Origin of the sequence: Pseudomonas sp. 8209, from assembly GCF_028682105.1 — a bacterium.
Classification (GTDB): Bacteria; Pseudomonadota; Gammaproteobacteria; order Pseudomonadales; family Pseudomonadaceae; genus Aquipseudomonas; species Aquipseudomonas palmensis.
This window is the reverse complement of sequence record NZ_JANIAH010000005.1, coordinates 338,583-355,392: the sequence shown is the minus strand read 5'-3', so window position 1 is coordinate 355,392 and position 16,810 is coordinate 338,583. Positions and strand designations below refer to the sequence as shown.

Annotated in this window: 18 protein-coding genes and 1 other RNA gene; 14 read left to right on the top strand and 5 right to left on the bottom strand. The window is 63.3% G+C overall.

The features are described 5' to 3' along the window. Window positions 1–67: 67 nt before the first annotated feature. The 5 genes from petA (at window position 68) to NP552_RS13210 (ending at window position 3,833) form a co-directional block, all read left to right on the top strand. Complete coding sequence (gene petA, locus NP552_RS13230; RefSeq protein ID WP_043862047.1) at window positions 68–661, top strand: ubiquinol-cytochrome c reductase iron-sulfur subunit; 594 nt, start codon at window positions 68–70, stop codon at window positions 659–661. Beyond that, entirely contained in the window at window positions 661–1,872 is a 1,212-nt protein-coding gene (locus tag NP552_RS13225) for a cytochrome b (protein ID WP_043862048.1), read from the top strand. Before petA ends, NP552_RS13225 begins: the two co-directional genes overlap by 1 nt. After that, window positions 1,872–2,651, top strand: coding sequence for a cytochrome c1 (locus tag NP552_RS13220; protein ID WP_043862049.1), 780 nt, complete (start codon window positions 1,872–1,874; stop codon window positions 2,649–2,651). The genes NP552_RS13225 and NP552_RS13220 overlap by 1 nt, the downstream gene beginning before the upstream one ends. A 118-nt stretch (window positions 2,652–2,769) precedes the next feature. Next, window positions 2,770–3,387 carry a glutathione S-transferase N-terminal domain-containing protein gene (locus NP552_RS13215; protein WP_043862050.1) on the top strand — a complete coding sequence of 206 codons (618 nt, stop codon included), beginning with the start codon at window positions 2,770–2,772 and terminating at the stop codon, window positions 3,385–3,387. Window positions 3,388–3,404: 17 nt separating this feature from the next. Further along, window positions 3,405–3,833: a ClpXP protease specificity-enhancing factor gene (locus NP552_RS13210; RefSeq protein ID WP_043862051.1), complete on the top strand. Its 429-nt coding sequence runs from the start codon at window positions 3,405–3,407 to the stop codon at window positions 3,831–3,833. A 44-nt stretch (window positions 3,834–3,877) separates the two neighbouring features. Here the strand turns inward: NP552_RS13210 and NP552_RS13205 are convergent, their stop codons facing one another. From NP552_RS13205 to NP552_RS13185, 5 genes are all read right to left on the bottom strand, one after another. Next, window positions 3,878–4,096 (bottom strand): YgdI/YgdR family lipoprotein, encoded by a 219-nt coding sequence (locus NP552_RS13205; RefSeq protein ID WP_043862052.1) that lies wholly within the window; start codon window positions 4,094–4,096, stop codon window positions 3,878–3,880. A 92-nt stretch (window positions 4,097–4,188) separates the two neighbouring features. Continuing rightward, complete coding sequence (locus NP552_RS13200) at window positions 4,189–4,767, bottom strand: BON domain-containing protein (RefSeq protein ID WP_043862053.1); 579 nt, start codon at window positions 4,765–4,767, stop codon at window positions 4,189–4,191. Beyond that, window positions 4,764–5,357 carry a phosphoheptose isomerase gene (locus tag NP552_RS13195; protein ID WP_043862054.1) on the bottom strand — a complete coding sequence of 198 codons (594 nt, stop codon included), beginning with the start codon at window positions 5,355–5,357 and terminating at the stop codon, window positions 4,764–4,766. The genes NP552_RS13200 and NP552_RS13195 overlap by 4 nt, the downstream gene beginning before the upstream one ends. A 135-nt stretch (window positions 5,358–5,492) precedes the next feature. Then, the gene (locus NP552_RS13190) at window positions 5,493–5,864 is read right to left on the bottom strand and encodes a YraN family protein (RefSeq protein WP_274096803.1); all 372 of its coding nucleotides are present in this window, start codon (window positions 5,862–5,864) and stop codon (window positions 5,493–5,495) included. Beyond that, a complete protein-coding gene (locus tag NP552_RS13185; RefSeq protein ID WP_058540875.1) occupies window positions 5,864–7,678 on the bottom strand; it encodes a penicillin-binding protein activator in 1,815 nt (604 codons plus the stop codon). Before NP552_RS13185 ends, NP552_RS13190 begins: the two co-directional genes overlap by 1 nt. A 188-nt stretch (window positions 7,679–7,866) precedes the next feature. On the opposite strand from NP552_RS13185, the gene rsmI reads away from it, so the two are divergent. From rsmI to mraY, 9 genes are all read left to right on the top strand, one after another. Beyond that, on the top strand, window positions 7,867–8,742 hold the full coding sequence (gene rsmI, locus NP552_RS13180; protein ID WP_274096802.1) for a 16S rRNA (cytidine(1402)-2'-O)-methyltransferase: 876 nt from the start codon (window positions 7,867–7,869) through the stop codon (window positions 8,740–8,742). Between the two features lie 67 nt (window positions 8,743–8,809). Then, an RNA gene (rnpB, locus tag NP552_RS13175) (RNase P RNA component class A) lies at window positions 8,810–9,169 on the top strand. A 308-nt stretch (window positions 9,170–9,477) separates the two neighbouring features. Further along, window positions 9,478–9,933 carry a division/cell wall cluster transcriptional repressor MraZ gene (mraZ, locus tag NP552_RS13170; protein WP_043862058.1) on the top strand — a complete coding sequence of 152 codons (456 nt, stop codon included), beginning with the start codon at window positions 9,478–9,480 and terminating at the stop codon, window positions 9,931–9,933. After that, entirely contained in the window at window positions 9,930–10,877 is a 948-nt protein-coding gene (rsmH, locus tag NP552_RS13165; protein ID WP_443201035.1) for a 16S rRNA (cytosine(1402)-N(4))-methyltransferase RsmH, read from the top strand. Before mraZ ends, rsmH begins: the two co-directional genes overlap by 4 nt. Beyond that, a complete protein-coding gene (gene ftsL, locus NP552_RS13160; protein ID WP_043862060.1) occupies window positions 10,874–11,167 on the top strand; it encodes a cell division protein FtsL in 294 nt (97 codons plus the stop codon). The genes rsmH and ftsL overlap by 4 nt, the downstream gene beginning before the upstream one ends. Continuing rightward, on the top strand, window positions 11,167–12,900 hold the full coding sequence (locus tag NP552_RS13155; RefSeq protein ID WP_274096836.1) for a peptidoglycan D,D-transpeptidase FtsI family protein: 1,734 nt from the start codon (window positions 11,167–11,169) through the stop codon (window positions 12,898–12,900). The genes ftsL and NP552_RS13155 overlap by 1 nt, the downstream gene beginning before the upstream one ends. After that, entirely contained in the window at window positions 12,900–14,366 is a 1,467-nt protein-coding gene (locus tag NP552_RS13150) for a UDP-N-acetylmuramoyl-L-alanyl-D-glutamate--2,6-diaminopimelate ligase (RefSeq protein WP_043862062.1), read from the top strand. The genes NP552_RS13155 and NP552_RS13150 overlap by 1 nt, the downstream gene beginning before the upstream one ends. Then, a complete protein-coding gene (locus NP552_RS13145) occupies window positions 14,359–15,726 on the top strand; it encodes a UDP-N-acetylmuramoyl-tripeptide--D-alanyl-D-alanine ligase (RefSeq protein WP_210014200.1) in 1,368 nt (455 codons plus the stop codon). Before NP552_RS13150 ends, NP552_RS13145 begins: the two co-directional genes overlap by 8 nt. Then, window positions 15,726–16,808 carry a phospho-N-acetylmuramoyl-pentapeptide-transferase gene (gene mraY / locus NP552_RS13140; protein WP_043862064.1) on the top strand — a complete coding sequence of 361 codons (1,083 nt, stop codon included), beginning with the start codon at window positions 15,726–15,728 and terminating at the stop codon, window positions 16,806–16,808. Before NP552_RS13145 ends, mraY begins: the two co-directional genes overlap by 1 nt. Window positions 16,809–16,810: the final 2 nt, after the last annotated feature.

The window sequence follows — 16,810 nt, the reverse complement described above, 5'->3', positions numbered from 1 at the left end:
AGCAGTTCGAAATTTACTTAGTAGATGCCTGTTGCAACAGGCCACAAAGCTGATGGGAGAGGACTGAATGAGCAATGACGGCGTCAATGCAGGCCGGCGTCGCTTCCTGGTAGCAGCCACGTCCGTGGTGGGTGCTGCAGGAGCGGTGGGGGCTGCGGTCCCGTTCGTAGGGTCATGGTTTCCCAGTGCCAAGGCGAAAGCTGCCGGTGCACCGGTCAAGGTCAACATCGCCAAGGTGGAGCCCGGCCAGCAGATGATTGCTGAATGGCGCGGCCAACCCGTGTTCATCGTCCGCCGCACCGAGGAGATCCTGGGCAACCTGAAGAAGATCACCGGTGAGCTCTCCGACCCCGAGTCCAAGGCGTCGGAGCAGCCGGCCTACGTCGACCCGTCGAACCGCTCGATCAAGCCGGAAATCCTCGTGCTCGTCGGCCTGTGCACCCACCTGGGCTGCTCGCCGACCTTCCGTCCCGAAGTGGCGCCTGTCGACCTGGGTCCCAAGTGGGTGGGTGGCTATTTCTGCCCATGCCACGGCTCCCACTACGACCTCGCCGGCCGCGTCTACAAGTCCCAGCCAGCGCCGCTCAATCTGCCAGTGCCACCGCACTCGTACGAGTCGGATGACATCATCGTCGTCGGCGTCGATCAGGAGAACGCGTGATGAGTAAGTTCATGGACTGGGTTGACGCCCGCTTCCCCGCCACCAAGATGTGGGAAGATCACCTGAGCAAGTACTACGCACCGAAGAACTTCAACTTCTTCTATTTCTTCGGCTCCCTGGCCCTGCTGGTCCTGGTCAACCAGATCGTGACCGGCGTGTGGCTGACCATGAGCTTCACCCCTTCGGCCGAAGAGGCGTTCGCCTCGGTCGAATACATCATGCGTGACGTCGAATACGGCTGGATCCTGCGCTACCTGCACTCCACGGGTGCGTCGGCGTTCTTCATCGTGGTCTACCTGCACATGTTCCGTGGCCTGCTCTACGGCTCGTACCAGAAGCCACGCGAGCTGGTATGGCTGTTCGGCATGCTGATCTACCTGGCGCTGATGGCAGAGGCCTTCATGGGCTACCTGCTGCCCTGGGGCCAGATGTCGTACTGGGGTGCCCAGGTGATCATCTCGCTGTTCGGCGCCATCCCGGTCATCGGCGGCGACCTGACCCAGTGGATCCGTGGCGACTACCTGATCTCCGGCATTACCCTGAACCGCTTCTTCGCCCTGCACGTGGTGGCCCTGCCGATCGTGATTCTCGGCCTGGTGGTGCTGCACATCCTGGCGCTGCACGAAGTGGGTTCGAACAACCCGGATGGCGTGGACATCAAGAAGAAAAAGGACGAGAACGGCATTCCGCTGGACGGCATCCCGTTCCACCCGTACTACACCGTCAAGGATATCGTCGGCGTGGTGGTGTTCCTGTTCGTCTTCTGCATGATCGTGTTCTTCTTCCCGGAAATGGGCGGCTACTTCCTGGAGAAACCCAACTTCGAACAGGCCAACGCGTTCAAGACCCCGGAGCACATCGCCCCTGTGTGGTACTTCACGCCGTTCTACGCGATCCTGCGTGCGGTACCCGACAAGCTGCTGGGCGTGATCGCCATGGGTGCTGCGATCGCGGTGCTGTTCGTGTTGCCATGGCTGGACCGTAGCCCGGTCAAGTCGATGCGCTACAAGGGCTGGATGAGCAAGGCCTGGCTGTGGGTGTTCTGCATCTCCTTCGTGATCCTGGGCGTGCTCGGCGTGCTGGCGCCAACCCCGGGCCGCACCTTGCTGTCGCAGGTATGTACCTTCCTGTATTTCGCCTACTTCATTCTGATGCCGTTCTACACCAGGCTCGAGAAGACCAAACCGGTTCCGGAAAGGGTGACTGGCTGATGAAAAAGCTATTTGCAGTATTGCTCCTGGCAGTGATGCCTTCGCTGACCTTCGCCGCCGAACACGGCGTGGAACTGGACAAGGTCGACATCGACCTGACCGACAAGGCCGCCATGCAGGACGGCGCACGGACCTTTGCCAACTATTGCATGGGTTGCCACAGCGCCAAGTTCCAGCGTTACGAGCGTGTCGCCGATGACCTGGGCATCCCGCACGAGCTGATGCTCGAGAAGCTGGTGTTCACCGGCGCCAAGATCGGCGACCACATGAACATCGGCATGCAGCCGGCCGACGCCAAGGCCTGGTTCGGTGCGGCGCCGCCCGACCTGACCCTGGTGGCGCGGGTGCGCGGCACCGATTGGCTGTACAGCTACCTGCGGGCCTTCTACGAGGACCCGTCACGCCCTTGGGGTGTGAACAACAAGGTCTTCCCCAACGTTGGCATGCCAAACGTGCTGGTGGGCCTGCAGGGGCGTCAGGTGGTCGGTTGCAAGCAGATCCAGACCGTGGTCGAGGGCAAGAAGCAGTTTGACCCGCTCACCGGTGCCCCGCTGACCCACGAAGCGTGCGATCAGCTGACCATCGTGCCGAAATCCGGTACCCTGACCGACGAGCAGTTCGACGAGAAGGTCAAGAACCTGGTGACCTTCCTGGCCTACTCGGCCAACCCGGTCAAGCTGCAGAGCCAGCGCATCGGCACCTACGTGCTGCTGTACCTGGCCTTCTTCTTCGTGTTCGCCTACCTGCTCAAGCGCGAATACTGGAAGGACGTGCACTGATCACAGGGTAAAATCTGTTAGTTTAACGCGCGCCCTGGGGTCCCTCTGCAGTATGGAGGGCCCCCAGGGCGCGTTTGCATTTGTAATTTCATAAGTTCAACACGCGAGGAGGACCCCCATGGGCGTGACCAATCGGTTAGCCTGCTACTCCGACCCCGCTGATCATTATTCTCATCGGGTGCGCATCGTTCTCGCCGAGAAAGGTGTCGGCGTCGAGATCATCAGTGTCGAAGCCGGGCGCCAGCCGCCCAAGCTGCTGGAAGCCAACCCGTATGGCAGCGTACCGACCCTGGTTGATCGTGACCTGGCGTTGTATGAGTCGACCGTGGTGATGGAATACCTCGACGAGCGCTACCCGCACCCGCCGCTGTTGCCGGTCTACCCGGTGGCGCGTGCCAACAGCCGCCTGCTGATCCACCGTATCCAGCGTGACTGGTGTTCGCTGGTGGACCTGATTCTCGACCCGCGCAGCAAGGAGCCTGCCCGCGTGCAGGCGCGCAAGGAGCTGCGCGAGAGCCTTACCGGCGTTTCGCCGTTGTTCGCCGACAAGCCTTGTTTCCTGAGTGAGGAGCAAAGCCTGGTGGATTGTTGTCTATTGCCCATACTGTGGCGTTTGCCGGTATTGGGTATCGAACTGCCGCGGCCAGCCAAGCCGCTGCTCGATTACATGGAGCGTCAGTTTGCGCGGGAAGCCTTCAAGGCCAGCCTGTCCGCCGCTGAACGCGATATGCGTTAGGTTTTAAGGAGCCGTTGATGAACTCCAGTCGTCCGTATCTGGTGCGAGCCTTGTATGAGTGGATCGTGGACAACGATTGCACGCCGCACATGCTGGTCAATGCCGAGTACCCTGCGGTGCAGGTGCCTCAGGGCTTCGCCAGCGATGGCCAGATCGTTTTGAACGTGTCGCCCAATGCTGTGCGTCACTTGCACATGGATAACGAAGCCGTGAGCTTCGAGGGGCGTTTCGGTGGGGTTGCCCACACGCTGTACGTGCCTGCCGGCGCCATCCTGGGTATCTATGCCCGTGAGAATGGCCAGGGCATGGTGTTCGAACTCGAGCCGCCACTGATGGAGGATGACGACCTCGAGGACGAGGGCGTCGAGCCGGATGATGACGGCCCGCCGAGTGGCGGGCAGCCGCCGCGGCCAAGTGGGCGGCCGAGCCTGAAAGTGGTGAAATGAAAAAAGGCGACCTTGCGGGGTCGCCTTTTTTTGGGCCTGTGTGCTTACAGGTCGGTGATGGTGCGCACCTGATCCTTGTTCACACGGGTGCGTTTGCCGTCGAGCTGCTGGAACTCGTAGAAGCCGGAGCTGCGTTCGAGTTTCGGCGCGTCGACCGCCTGGAACTCACGGCCGTCATTGAGGGTGATCAGGCTTGGGGTGGAGCAGCCGGCCAGGGTGGCGAAGGTAGCGATCAGCAGGGTGGCGAACAGGCCGTTCTTCATGGGTATTCCTGTGGGGTGTCGGTGGGGGTTGCGGTGCGCCGGCGGCTTCACGCCCTTCACCGGCGAGGCCGGCGAAGGGTGTGAAGCCGCGGTCAGTCGATGTATTCGAACAGCTTGACGATCTTCTGCACACCCGACACGCCTTGCACCAGGTTGGTGGCCTGATTGGCTTCCTGCTGGGTCAGCAGGCCCAGCAGGTAGACGATGCCGTTCTCGGTCACCACCTTGATGCGCGAGCCGGGGATGTTGCTGTCGGTCAGCATCTGGGCCTTGATCTTGGTGGTCAGCCAGGCGTCATTGTTGCGTGCCAGCAGCGAGGAGGGCGGCAGCACCTGAAGTTCGTTGTGCACCTTCTTGACCCGCTGCACCTGACCGGCGGTCTGCTCGGCCAGGCTCTTGAGGTCGGCGCGCGGGGTCTGCCCGGCCAGCAGCACGATGCCGTTGAAGCTGGTGACGACGATGTGCGAGTTCTTGTCCAGGTCCGGGCTGGCCTTGGCCACGTTTACCGCTACCTTGGTTTCGATCAGCGAGTCGTCGATCTTGCTGCCGAATGTGCGGGTGCCGCGATCGTCCTCGATCGGGTTTTCGCGGCTGGCAGTAATCACCGAACTGCAGCCGGTGATGCTCAGGCACAGGGTCAGGGCCATCAGGCCAAGGCGATTAGGGGTCATTCTTCACTCCCGAACAATTGGCTGTCGATCAAGTCGCAAAGGCAGTGGATCGCCAGCAGGTGGACTTCCTGGATGCGTGCGGTGACGGTGGCCGGTACGCGAATCTCCACATCTTCGGGCAGCAGCAGCGAGGCCATGCCGCCGCCATCGCGTCCGGTCAGAGCTACGACAATCATTTCGCGATCATGTGCGGCCTGGATCGCCTGAATGATGTTCGCCGAGTTGCCGCTGGTGGAAATCGCCAGCAGCACGTCGCCCGGTTGGCCCAGGGCGCGGATCTGCTTGGAGAAGATCTCGTTGTAGCTGTAGTCGTTGGCGATCGAGGTAATGGTCGAGCTGTCGGTGGTCAGCGCGATGGCCGGCAGGCTCGGGCGCTCGCGCTCGAAGCGGTTGAGCAGTTCGGACGAGAAGTGCTGGGCATCGCCCGCCGAGCCGCCGTTGCCGCAGGCGAGCATCTTGCCCTCGTTGAGCAGCGCGTTGACCATCACCTGACTGGCTTGCTCGATGTGTGGTGCAAGGACTTCCATCGCCTGTTGCTTGGTGTTGATGCTGGCCTGGAATAGCTGGCGAATTCGGGATTGCATGTCCATCTGTGTGACCTTAAGTGGGGCGGCTGGTCGGGCGTGTCGCAACGTCTTGAAGACCCTGCGGCACATGACTGTGCAGCCCGCGAAACAAAGAGCAAAAAAGTTGAGTGGGTAACGGATGCATCAAGCGGGGCGGGTTCAACTGTCGAAAGCGTTCTTCAGCCAGTCGAGCGGTGTGCCCGAGTGGCCGCGGCCCTGCAGGGCAATCACGTCGAAACGACAGGGCTGGTTGGCCCAGCGCGCCTCCTGCTGCAGAAAATACTGGGCCGCTAGCACCAGTTTTTGCTGTTTGCGGGTATCGACGCTGGCCAGTGCTCCGCCAAAGCCCGCGTGCAGCCGGTAGCGGACTTCGACGAATACTACTGTATCGCCGTCAAGCATGACCAGATCAAGCTCGCCGCGTTTGCATCGCCAGTTCTGCGCCAGCAACTGCAGGCCCTGCGCCTGAAGGTAATGCAGGGCCTGCAGTTCGGCCACGATACCTGCGGCCTGGCGAGAACCGTCGGGCATCAGCGCGGGGTGTCCGGCAGGCGCTTGACCTGACCGCCGGTGAACTCGGCCCATGGCAACTGGCGTTCGATGCGTTGGTTGGCGTTCATGCTCAGGCTGCCGGACAGGCCTTCGATACGGTTGTCCGGCAGTGCCTTGAGCTGGCCCAGGCGCGGCGCGAGGCTGTAGGCATCGGCACCCATCGCGTACAGGCGGCCGATGCTGCCAGCCGCTTGCGGCCACTGGCGTACCACCTGCTGGCGCAGGCTGTTGCCGGTGTCGAGCAGCCACGGCGTTTCGCAGAAGCGAATGCCGTTCATGTCGTTGTACTCGTTGACGTTGCCGCTGGCGCTGTACACGTTGGAGGTGGCGTACACCGGTACGTCACCGGCGTACTGGAAGTTCAGTGTCGGCTTGATCTGCTGGGCCTGGGTCGGGGTTGCGGCCAGGAAGATGAAATCGATGTCCTGGCGACGCGATGGCTGTGCCGAGACACTGCCGCCCACGGTGCTCTGCAGGCTCTTGGCGCGGCCTTCGCTCTGGCGCAGCTGGAACAGGTCGGCGATCTGCTGGGCCAGGGCTACCGGCTGCGACACGTGGGCAGCGGCAATCAGGGTGCCGCCCTTGGCTTCCCAGTCCTGGCGGAAGGCCTTGAGTACGCGATCGCCCCATTCGCCGCTCGGCACCAGGGCCACGGCACGACGCATGCCGTCGGCCTGGGCGCGGCGCGAGACTTCGCGGGCTTCGTCTTCGGCGGCCAGGCCGAACTGGAACAGTTGCGCCGGGCCGGTCTGGCCGGCGTCGCTGTAGTTCAGTGCCAGGGTGGTGATCGGCAGTTGCGGGTAGGCGCTCAACTGCTTGACCAGGTTCTTCTCGAGCGGGCCTACCACCAGCTGGACGCCGCTGGCCTGGGCCTTGCGGTAGAAGTCATCGAGCGAGGTCAGGCGCGAGCTGTCGAAGACTTCGACCGAAGGCGGCTTCTGGCCGGCCTGCTGGGCCTGGAAGTGCGCCGCCATGAAGCCGTCGCGCAGGGCGCGGGCGACACCTGCCAGCGGGCCTTCCTGGGGCAGCAGCAGGGCGATCTTGGTCAGCGGCTGGCTGGCCAGTTCCTTGAGTTTGAGCAGGGGCTGTGGCAGTTGCACGGCGGCAGGGTGGCCGGCGTGCTGGTTGCGCCAGCTTTCGATGGCGGCCTGCTGCTGTTCGAGGGTGCCGGCGCTCTTGACGGCCAGGGCCAGGCTGGTCCAGCCGGCCATCACGTCGGTGCCGGTGCCTTGCAGTTGTTCGGTGGGCAGGGCGGCAACCAGGTTCCAGATGGCCTCGTGGTTGGCACTGGCGGCGGCGCCGCTGAGCAGGGGAGCCATGGCGACGCGCTGTTGCGCGGCAGCCAGGGTCTGGCCATCGGCTTCCAGGGCGGCGGCGTGCACGCTGCGGGTGCGCACCTGAAGCTCGGGCGGCAGTTCGTCCAACCGGGCCAGGCTCGGGTGGCTCAGGGCGGTGAGGGCGGCCTTGGGCTGGTTGCGGCTCATCGCCAGCTCGGCGCCAAGGGTGCTGGCGAACACTTGCTGGGCCGGCTTGAGGGTATCTAGCGGCACCTGCTCGAGGATCCGCGAGGCCCGTGCGAAGTCTTTCTGGTGGTAGGCCAGGTCAGCGGCGCTCAGGCGCAGCAGTGCAGCCTTTTCAGGTGTCTTGCTGGTGGCGGCCTGGTCGAGCAGTTGCTCGATGCTGGCATCCGGAGTGCGCGGCAGCTCACCCAGGCTGGACGAGGGCGAACTGGCGCAGGCTGCCAGCAGGGCAGCGAGGCAGAGGGCTGAGAGCAGCCGCAGGCAAGCGATCATGTAAAAATCCTGTTACTCGATCAAATTAACCTGCAATTGTACCCAAGCGCTGGCCGGGGCGCGATCTTGCTGGCGTTAATCCTTCAATATAGGTCGCCCTGCGCAGGCGTGCCGCCGCTGTGGGTAACGCATTGTTGCCGCCTTACGGGCTACAATGGCGCTTTGTTCTCTATTTACAGGTGTGTGCTGTGACCGATGCTCCAGGTGCTTCCAATTCCACTGCCGGCAAGCTTTTCGTGGTGGCTACGCCCATTGGCAACCTGGATGACATGAGCGCCCGGGCCTTGAAGGTGCTGCGCGAGGCGGCGCTGATCGCGGCCGAGGACACGCGCCACTCGGTCCGCCTGCTGCAGCACTTCGGCATCAACACGCCGCTGGCCGCCTGTCACGAGCACAACGAGCGCGACGAGGGCAGCCGCTTCATCACGCGCCTGCTGGCCGGCGACGATGTGGCGTTGATCTCCGATGCCGGTACGCCGCTGATCTCTGACCCGGGCTACCATCTGGTGCGCCAGGCGCGAGCGGCGGGCATCGATGTGGTGCCGGTACCGGGCGCCTGCGCACTGATCGCGGCGTTGTCGGCGGCGGGCCTGCCGTCCGACCGGTTCATCTTCGAGGGTTTTCTGCCGGCCAAGGCGGTAGGTCGCCGCGCGCGCCTGAGCCAGGTCAAGGAAGAACCCCGTACGCTGATTTTCTATGAGGCGCCGCACCGCATTCTGGAGTGTCTGCAGGACATGGAGGCGGTGTTTGGCGGCGAACGGCCGGCGTTGCTGGCTCGTGAGCTGACCAAGACCTTCGAGACCCTGAAGGGGCTGCCCCTGGCCGAGCTGCGCGCGTTTGTCGAAAACGACAGAAATCAGCAGCGTGGGGAGTGCGTGGTGCTGGTGGCGGGCTGGACCGCCCCGGACAACGAAGAGGCCGTGAGCAGCGAAGTGATGCGCGTGCTTGATCTTCTGCTGGCAGAGATGCCGCTCAAGCGTGCGGCAGCCCTGGCGGCTGAAATTACCGGGGTGCGGAAGAATGTTTTGTATCAAATAGCGTTGGAAAAACAGAAAGACCACTAATGTCATAGTGATATTATTTGTTTTATCGCTTGTTCTCGGGCCCCGCTGCCGTTAACCTTTGCGGCGGAGAGTCGATTGGACAGTCGCTGCCTTCTTTTGTTCCGCAAAAGAGGGGGGAGGAAAGTCCGGGCTCCATAGGGCGGAGTGCCAGGTAATGCCTGGGGGGCGTGAGCCTACGGAAAGTGCCACAGAAAATAACCGCCTAAGCACTTCGGTGCCGGTAAGGGTGAAAAGGTGCGGTAAGAGCGCACCGCACGGCTGGCAACAGTCCGTGGCTAGGTAAACCCCACTCGGAGCAAGACCAAATAGGGTTCCATATGGCGCGGCCCGCGTTGGAACCGGGTAGGTTGCTAAAGGCGTCCAGTGATGGCCGTCGTAGAGGAATGACTGTCCTCGACAGAACCCGGCTTACAGATCGACTCTCCACCTTTTCCCTTCCTGCTTGATTCGATAGCAGATGTGTTCTGGTAATACCAAAAAAATCTTACTCTTCATAAATCACTTTAACTTTGCACTCTATCCGTTTGAGTGAATTTGCCTTTCCCCGTCAAAACCCCTCTCGTTTCTCCTCTTTGTATCGCCTTGTTGCTCTAAATCGCCGATCTGTAAGGGTTTTCCTTATAAGCGCGCCTTGACGGTGTGGTGGGCGGATTCCTATAGTGTGCGCAAGTGGCGGAAAGTGGCATGAAGTGGGTTTTCAGACACAAAAAAGCTAACATTTAGGGAAGTGCAGCCGTGTTTCGCGGAGCCAACGCAATCAACCTCGACGCAAAAGGCCGTCTCGCAATGCCGAGCCGGTACCGTGACGAGCTCGATTCGCGCAGTTCCGGGCAGTTGATCGTGACGATCGACGCGGTTGATCCCTGCTTGTGCGTGTATCCGCTGGATGAGTGGGAACTGATCGAAGCCAAGCTGCGTGCCTTGCCGTCGTTACGCGAAGAGAACCGTCGCCTGCAGCGTCTGCTGATCGGCAATGCGGTGGATCTGGAGCTCGACGGCAGTGGGCGTTTCCTGGTGCCACCGCGTCTGCGCGAGTACGCCAAGCTGGACAAGCGGGCGATGCTGGTGGGGCAACTGAACAAATTCCAACTGTGGGACGAGGACGCCTGGAACGCTGTTGCTGCAGCTGACCTGGTGGCCATTCAACAACCGGGCGCGATGCCTGATGAACTGCGTGATCTGATCCTGTGACTATAGATAGTGGCTTCAAACACATCACCGTACTGCTTGACGAAGCCGTCGAGGCTCTCGCCGTACGCGCCGATGGCTGCTATCTGGATGGCACCTTCGGGCGTGGCGGGCACAGTCGGCTGATTCTCCAGCACCTGGGGCCGCAGGGTCGGCTGCTGGGGTTCGACAAGGACCCACAAGCGATTGCCACCGGGCAAGCGCTGGCGGCCGAAGACGGCCGCTTTGTCATTGTGCAGCGCAGTTTCGCCGAGCTGGGCGCCGAAGTCGCCGAGCGGGGCCTGTCCGGCAAGGTCAATGGCATCCTGCTCGACCTGGGCGTGTCTTCGCCGCAGCTCGATGACCCCGAGCGCGGCTTCAGTTTCATGAACGACGGCCCGCTGGACATGCGCATGGACCCGAGTCGTGGCGTCAGCGCCGCCGAGTTCATCGCCACCGCGCCGGCCGAAGAAATCGCCCGCGTGTTCAAGGAGTACGGCGAAGAGCGTTTCGCCAAGCGCATGGCCAACGCGGTGGTCGCCCGTCGCGAGCAGCAACCCTTTACCCGTACCGCCGACCTCGCCGAAGTGCTCAAGGTCGCCAACCCCGCGTGGGAAAAGGGCAAGAACCCCGCCACCCGTGCTTTCCAGGGGCTGCGCATTCACGTCAACAACGAGCTGGGCGACCTCGAAGCCGGGCTCGAGGCTGCCCTCGACACGCTCGAGATCGGTGGCCGTCTGGTGGTCATCAGCTTCCATTCGCTGGAAGACCGCATCGTCAAGCTGTTCATGCGCAAGCTGGCCAAGGGAGAGGCCGACAACCTGCCGCGCAACCTGCCGGTACAACACAAGCCCTTCGAGCCCAAGATCAAGGTCTATGGCAAGGCGCAGTTCGCCTCCGAGGCCGAGCTCAAGGCCAACCCGCGCTCGCGTAGCGCGGTCATGCGTGTGGCGGAGAAGCTGCGTTGAGCAGGCTTTTTGCCAAGCCTTTGCCAGGCGGCAGCTTCCTGATGCTGCTGCTGTTCATTGGCGTGCTCGTTTCGTCGGTGGCGGTGTCCTACAGTGCGCACTGGAACCGCCAGTTGCTCAATACCCTGTACGGCGAGCTCAACGAACGCGACAAGGCGCAGGCCGAGTGGGGCCGGTTGATTCTGGAGCAGAGCACCTGGACCGCCCACAGCCGCATCGAGAACCTGGCCAGCGAACAGCTGCACATGCGCATTCCCGCCGCTGACGAAGTACGGATGGTGGCGCCATGATGAAACTTGAAGGCGCACTCTACCCGTGGCGGTTCCGCGTTGTGGTCGGCCTGCTGGTGATCATGGTGGGGGCCATTGCCTGGCGTATCGTCGACCTGCAGGTGGTCGACCGCGACTTCCTCAAGGGGCAGGGCGATGCCCGCAGCCTGCGTCACATTCCGATTCCTGCGCACCGCGGGCTGATCACCGACCGCAACGGCGAGCCGCTGGCCGTGAGTACGCCGGTCACCACCCTGTGGGCCAACCCCAAGGAAATGCAGGCTGCCAAGGACCGCTGGCCGGCGCTTGCCGCCGCGCTCAAGCAGAACCCGCAGCAACTGGCCGAGCGCCTCGAACAGCAGGCCAACAAGGAATTCATCTACCTGGTCTGCGGCCTTACCCCGGAGCAGGGCCAGGTGGTGCTCGACCTCAAGGTGCCCGGCGTGTACGGCATTGAAGAGTTCCGCCGCTTCTATCCCGCCGGCGATGTCGCTGCGCACATGGTCGGGTTCACCGACCTCGACGATCACGGTCGCGAGGGGGTGGAGCTCGCCTACGACGAGTGGCTGGCCGGGGTGCCCGGCAAGCGGCAGGTGATCAAGGACCGGCGCGGCCGGCTGATCAAGGACGTACAGGTCACCAAGAACGCCAAGGCCGGCAAGACCTTGGCGTTGTCCATCGACCTGCGTCTGCAGTACCTGGCCACCCGCGAACTGCGTAACGCGATTGCCGAACAGGAAGCCAAGGCCGGTAGCCTGGTGATCATGGATGTGAAGACCGGCGAAGTGCTGGCCATGGTCAACCAGCCCACCTACAACCCCAACAACCGCCGCAGCATGTTCCCGGCGGCGATGCGCAACCGCGCCATCATCGACGTGTTCGAGCCGGGCTCCACGGTCAAGCCTTTCTCCATGAGCGCCGCCCTGCAAAGTGGGCGCTGGAAGCCGACCGACAAGGTCGAGGTCTATCCGGGCACCCTGCAGCTGGGCCGCTACACCATTCGTGACGTGTCCAGGAGCGAAGGCCCGATCCTCGACCTGACCGGCATCCTGATCAACTCCAGTAACGTGGGCATGAGCAAGATCGCCTTCGATATCGGTGGCGAATCCATCTACCGCGTGATGTCGCAACTGGGCCTGGGCCAGTACACCGGCCTGGGCTTCCCAGGCGAGCGTGTCGGCAACCTGCCCAACCACCGCGAGTGGCGCAAGGCCGAGACCGCGACCCTGTCGTACGGCTACGGCCTGTCGGTGACCGCGTTGCAGCTGGTGCATGCCTACGCCGCGCTGGCCAACAACGGCAAGATGGTACCGCTGAGCATTCTCAAGGTGGACAAGACCCCGGAAGCCACCCAGGTGGTGCCCGAGGATACCGCCAAGACCATCCAGGGCATGCTGCAGCAGGTCATCGAAGCGCCACGTGGCGTGTTCCGTGCGCAGGTGCCTTCCTATCACGTGGGCGGCAAGTCGGGTACGGCCCGTAAGGCCACCGTCGGTTCCAAGGGCTACACCGAGAACGCCTACCGCTCGCTGTTCACCGGCTTCGGCCCGATGAGCGATCCGCGCTATGCCATCGTGGTGGTGATCGACGAGCCGAGCAAGGGTGGCTACTTCGGCGGCCTGGTATCGGCGCCGGTATTCAGCAAGGTCATGTCCGGCACCCTGCGACTGATGAACGTGCCGCCAGACAACCTGCCGGCTCCTACTCCACAGCAGCAGGCCGGTGCTGCGCCCGCCAAGGGAGGGCGCGGTTGATGTCGATGCCATTGAGTAAGCTGTTTGCCCTGAGCGGCAACAACGACCCGTTGATCCGTGAACTGACCCTGGACAGCCGCAAGGTCCGCGCCGGGGACTTGTTCCTGGCGGTGCCGGGTGCGCGTGTCGACGGCCGCGAGCATATTGCCGATGCGCTCAAGCGCGGCGCGGCAGCCGTGGCCTATGAAGTGCAGAACACCACCGTGCTGCCGATCACCGATGTGCCGATGATTCCGGTCAAGGGCCTGATTGCCCAGCTGTCGGATATCGCGGGGCGCTTCTATGGCGAGCCGAGCCGCCAGCTCGAGCTGATCGGCGTGACCGGCACCAACGGCAAGACCAGCGTCACCCAGCTGGTGGCCCAGGCGCTCGACCTGCTGGGCCAGCACTGCGGCCTGATCGGCACCCTGGGTACCGGCTTCTATGGCCAGCTGCAAAGTGGCCGGCTGACCACGCCAGATCCGATTGCCGTGCAGTCGACCCTGGGCGACCTGAAGAAGGCTGGCGCCAAGGCCGTGGCCATGGAAGTGTCCTCCCATGCGCTGGAACAGGGCCGGGTAGCGGCACTGGCCTTCGACATCGTGGTAATGACCAACCTGTCACGCGATCACCTGGACTACCACGGCAGCATGGAGGCCTACCAGGCCGCCAAGGCGCGCCTGTTCGCCTGGCCCGACCTGCGTTCGCGGGTGGTCAATCTGGACGATGCCTTCGGGCGTGAGCTGGCGGCGCAGAAGGGTGATTCGCGTCTGATCAGCTACAGCCTCGTCGACCCTGCCGCCTCGCTGTACTGCCGCGAAGCGAAGTTCGACGACGATGGCGTGCGTGCGGTGCTGGTGACGGCACAGGGCGAGCATATGCTGCGCAGTCGCCTGCTCGGGCGCTTCAACCTCAGCAACATGCTGGCCGCGGTCGGCACGCTGATGGCGATGGATCATCCGCTGGACGAAATTCTCAAGGTCACGCCGCAGCTCGAAGGCCCCGTAGGGCGCATGCAGCGCCTGGGCGGTGGCAGCAAGCCGTTGGTGGTGGTCGATTACGCCCACACCCCCGATGCCCTGGAAAAGGTCCTCGAAGCCCTGCGTCCCCATGCGCAAGGCAAGCTGCTGTGCCTGTTCGGCTGCGGCGGCGACCGCGATCGCGGCAAGCGCCCGCTGATGGCCGAAGTGGCCGAGCGCCTGGCCGACCGCGTGCTGGTCACCGACGACAACCCGCGCAGCGAGGCGCCCCAGCAGATTTTCGACGATATCCGCCCAGGCTTCGCCCGGGGTGAAAGCGTCGAGTTCATCGCCGGCCGTGGCCCGGCGATTGCGCACCTGATTGCCACCGCCGCTGCCGACGACGTCATCGTGCTGGCGGGCAAGGGGCACGAGGATTACCAGGAGATCAACGGCGAGCGCCATGACTTCTCCGACCTGGTCGAGGCCGAAAGAGCCCTGGCAGCCTGGGAGGCCCCGAATGCTTGAGTCAATGTCCCTCAGCCAGTTGGTAGCGCCGCTGCAGGGCCGCCTGCATGGCCAGGATGCAACCTTCGATGGCGTCAGCATCGACAGCCGCGCGATCACCCCTGGCCAGTTGTTCGTCGCCCTGGCCGGGCCGCGTTTCGACGGTCACGATTACCTGGACGAAGTGGCAGCCAAGGGCGCCGTCGCGGCGCTGGTGCAGCACGAAGTGCCGGGCAGCAACCTGCCGCAACTGGTGGTTGCCGATACCCGCCTGGGCCTGGGCCAGTTGGGGGCGCTCAATCGCGCCGCCTTCGACAAGCCGGTTGCTGCAATCACCGGCTCCAGTGGCAAGACCACGGTCAAGGAGATGCTGGCCAGCATCCTGCGCACCCGCGGGCCGGTACTGGCCACCCGTGGCAACCTCAACAACGACTTCGGCGCACCGCTTACCCTGCTGGAGCTGGCCCCGCACCATACGGCCGCGGTCATCGAGCTGGGCGCCTCGCGCATCGGCGAAATCGCCTACACCGTCGGCCTGACCCGGCCGCAGGTGGTGATCATCAACAACGCCGGTACTGCTCATGTGGGTGAGTTCGGCGGGCCGGAGAAAATCGTCGAAGCCAAGGGCGAGATCCTCGAAGGCCTGGGCCAGGATGGCGTGGCGGTATTGAACCTGGATGACAAGGCGTTCGGCATCTGGAAACAGCGCGCCGGCCATCACCCTGTGATCACTTTCGCCCTGGCCAATGCCGACGCAGATTTTCATGCCACCGACATTCGTCACGACGAACGCGGCTGCCCCGGTTTCGAATTGCGCAGCCCGCTGGGCAACGCCCGCGTCCAGCTCAACCTGCTGGGCACTCACAATGTCAGCAACGCCCTGGCCGCCGCGGCTGCCGCACAGGCTTTCGGCGTGACACTGGAAGGCATCGTCGAGGGTCTTGACGCGGTGCAGCCGGTCAAGGGCCGCACCGTGGTGCACATGGCGCCCACCGGTGTGCGCGTGATCGACGACAGTTACAACGCAAACCCCACCTCCATGTGCGCTGCCGTTGATATACTCGCCGGCTTTTCCGGGCGTACCGTCCTGGTGCTCGGGGATATCGGCGAATTGGGCCAGTGGGCCGAGGAAGGGCATCGGCAGGTCGGCGCATACGCCAGGGGCAAGGTTGCAGCACTTTATGCCGTGGGCCCGATGATGGCCGAAGCGGTCAAGGCATTTGGCACCGGGGCCCATCATTTCGCCACTCAAGCTGACTTGATCGACGCCGTTCGCGTCGAGCAGGCCAACAACACCACCATTTTGATCAAGGGTTCGCGCAGCGCTGCGATGGAAAACGTCGTGGCGGCCTTGTGCGGTTCCAGCGGGGAGAAACATTAATGCTGCTGCTGCTGGCTGAGTATCTGCAACAGTTCTACAAAGGCTTCGCGGTCTTTCAGTACCTGACCCTGCGCGGGATTCTGGGTGTACTGACCGCGTTGTCGCTGGCCCTGTGGTTGGGCCCCTGGATGATTCGTACCCTGCAGATTCGCCAGATCGGTCAAGCCGTGCGCAATGACGGCCCGCAATCGCACCTCTCCAAGTCCGGCACCCCGACCATGGGCGGTGCGCTGATTCTGTCCGCCATCGGCGTGAGCACGCTGCTGTGGGCCGACCTGACCAACCGTTATGTGTGGGTGGTGCTGATCGTCACCCTGCTGTTCGGCGCCATCGGCTGGGTCGACGACTACCGCAAGGTGATCGAGAAGAACTCGCGTGGCCTGCCAAGCCGCTGGAAGTACTTCTGGCAATCGGTGTTCGGCCTGGGCGCGGCGATCTTCCTGTACATGACCGCGCCCACCAGCGTGGAAACCACCCTGATCGTGCCGATGCTCAAGGATGTCACCATCCCGCTGGGCATCGGCTTCGTGGTGCTGACCTATTTCGTCATCGTGGGCTCGAGCAACGCAGTCAACCTGACCGACGGCCTGGACGGCCTGGCGATCATGCCGACGGTGATGGTCGGTGGTGCGCTGGGTATCTTCTGCTACCTGTCGGGCAACGTGAAGTTCGCCGAATACCTGCTGATCCCCTACGTGCCGGGTGCCGGCGAGCTGATCGTGTTCTGCGGCGCGCTGATCGGCGCGGGCCTGGGCTTTCTGTGGTTCAACACCTACCCGGCGCAGGTGTTCATGGGTGACGTCGGCGCCCTGGCACTGGGTGCCGCGTTGGGCACCATTGCCGTGATCGTGCGTCAGGAGATCGTGCTGTTCATCATGGGCGGCGTGTTCGTGATGGAGACCCTGTCGGTGGTGATCCAGGTGGCCTCCTTCAAGCTGACCGGCAAGCGCGTGTTTCGCATGGCACCGATCCACCACCACTTTGAACTCAAGGGTTGGCCCGAGCCTCGGGTGATCGTCCGCTTCTGGATCATCACCGTGATTCTCGTGCTGTTCGGCCTTGCCACCCTGAAACTGAGGTAGAA

Excerpts from the sequence above, each read along its gene's own strand:
- NP552_RS13150 (WP_043862062.1), top strand. The coding sequence starts at position 12,900 with ATGTCGATGCCATTGAGTAAGCTGTTTGCCCTGAGCGGCAACAACGAC.
- NP552_RS13200 (WP_043862053.1), bottom strand. The coding sequence starts at position 4,767 with ATGACCCCTAATCGCCTTGGCCTGATGGCCCTGACCCTGTGCCTGAGC.
- NP552_RS13220 (WP_043862049.1), top strand. The coding sequence starts at position 1,872 with ATGAAAAAGCTATTTGCAGTATTGCTCCTGGCAGTGATGCCTTCGCTG.
- NP552_RS13145 (WP_210014200.1), top strand. The coding sequence starts at position 14,359 with ATGCTTGAGTCAATGTCCCTCAGCCAGTTGGTAGCGCCGCTGCAGGGC.
- petA (WP_043862047.1), top strand. The coding sequence starts at position 68 with ATGAGCAATGACGGCGTCAATGCAGGCCGGCGTCGCTTCCTGGTAGCA.
- NP552_RS13205 (WP_043862052.1), bottom strand. The coding sequence starts at position 4,096 with ATGAAGAACGGCCTGTTCGCCACCCTGCTGATCGCTACCTTCGCCACC.
- mraY (WP_043862064.1), top strand. The coding sequence starts at position 15,726 with ATGCTGCTGCTGCTGGCTGAGTATCTGCAACAGTTCTACAAAGGCTTC.
- NP552_RS13190 (WP_274096803.1), bottom strand. The coding sequence starts at position 5,864 with ATGCCCGACGGTTCTCGCCAGGCCGCAGGTATCGTGGCCGAACTGCAG.
- NP552_RS13210 (WP_043862051.1), top strand. The coding sequence starts at position 3,405 with ATGAACTCCAGTCGTCCGTATCTGGTGCGAGCCTTGTATGAGTGGATC.
- NP552_RS13225 (WP_043862048.1), top strand. The coding sequence starts at position 661 with ATGAGTAAGTTCATGGACTGGGTTGACGCCCGCTTCCCCGCCACCAAG.
- NP552_RS13195 (WP_043862054.1), bottom strand. The coding sequence starts at position 5,357 with ATGGACATGCAATCCCGAATTCGCCAGCTATTCCAGGCCAGCATCAAC.
- NP552_RS13185 (WP_058540875.1), bottom strand. The coding sequence starts at position 7,678 with ATGATCGCTTGCCTGCGGCTGCTCTCAGCCCTCTGCCTCGCTGCCCTG.
- NP552_RS13155 (WP_274096836.1), top strand. The coding sequence starts at position 11,167 with ATGAAACTTGAAGGCGCACTCTACCCGTGGCGGTTCCGCGTTGTGGTC.
- NP552_RS13215 (WP_043862050.1), top strand. The coding sequence starts at position 2,770 with ATGGGCGTGACCAATCGGTTAGCCTGCTACTCCGACCCCGCTGATCAT.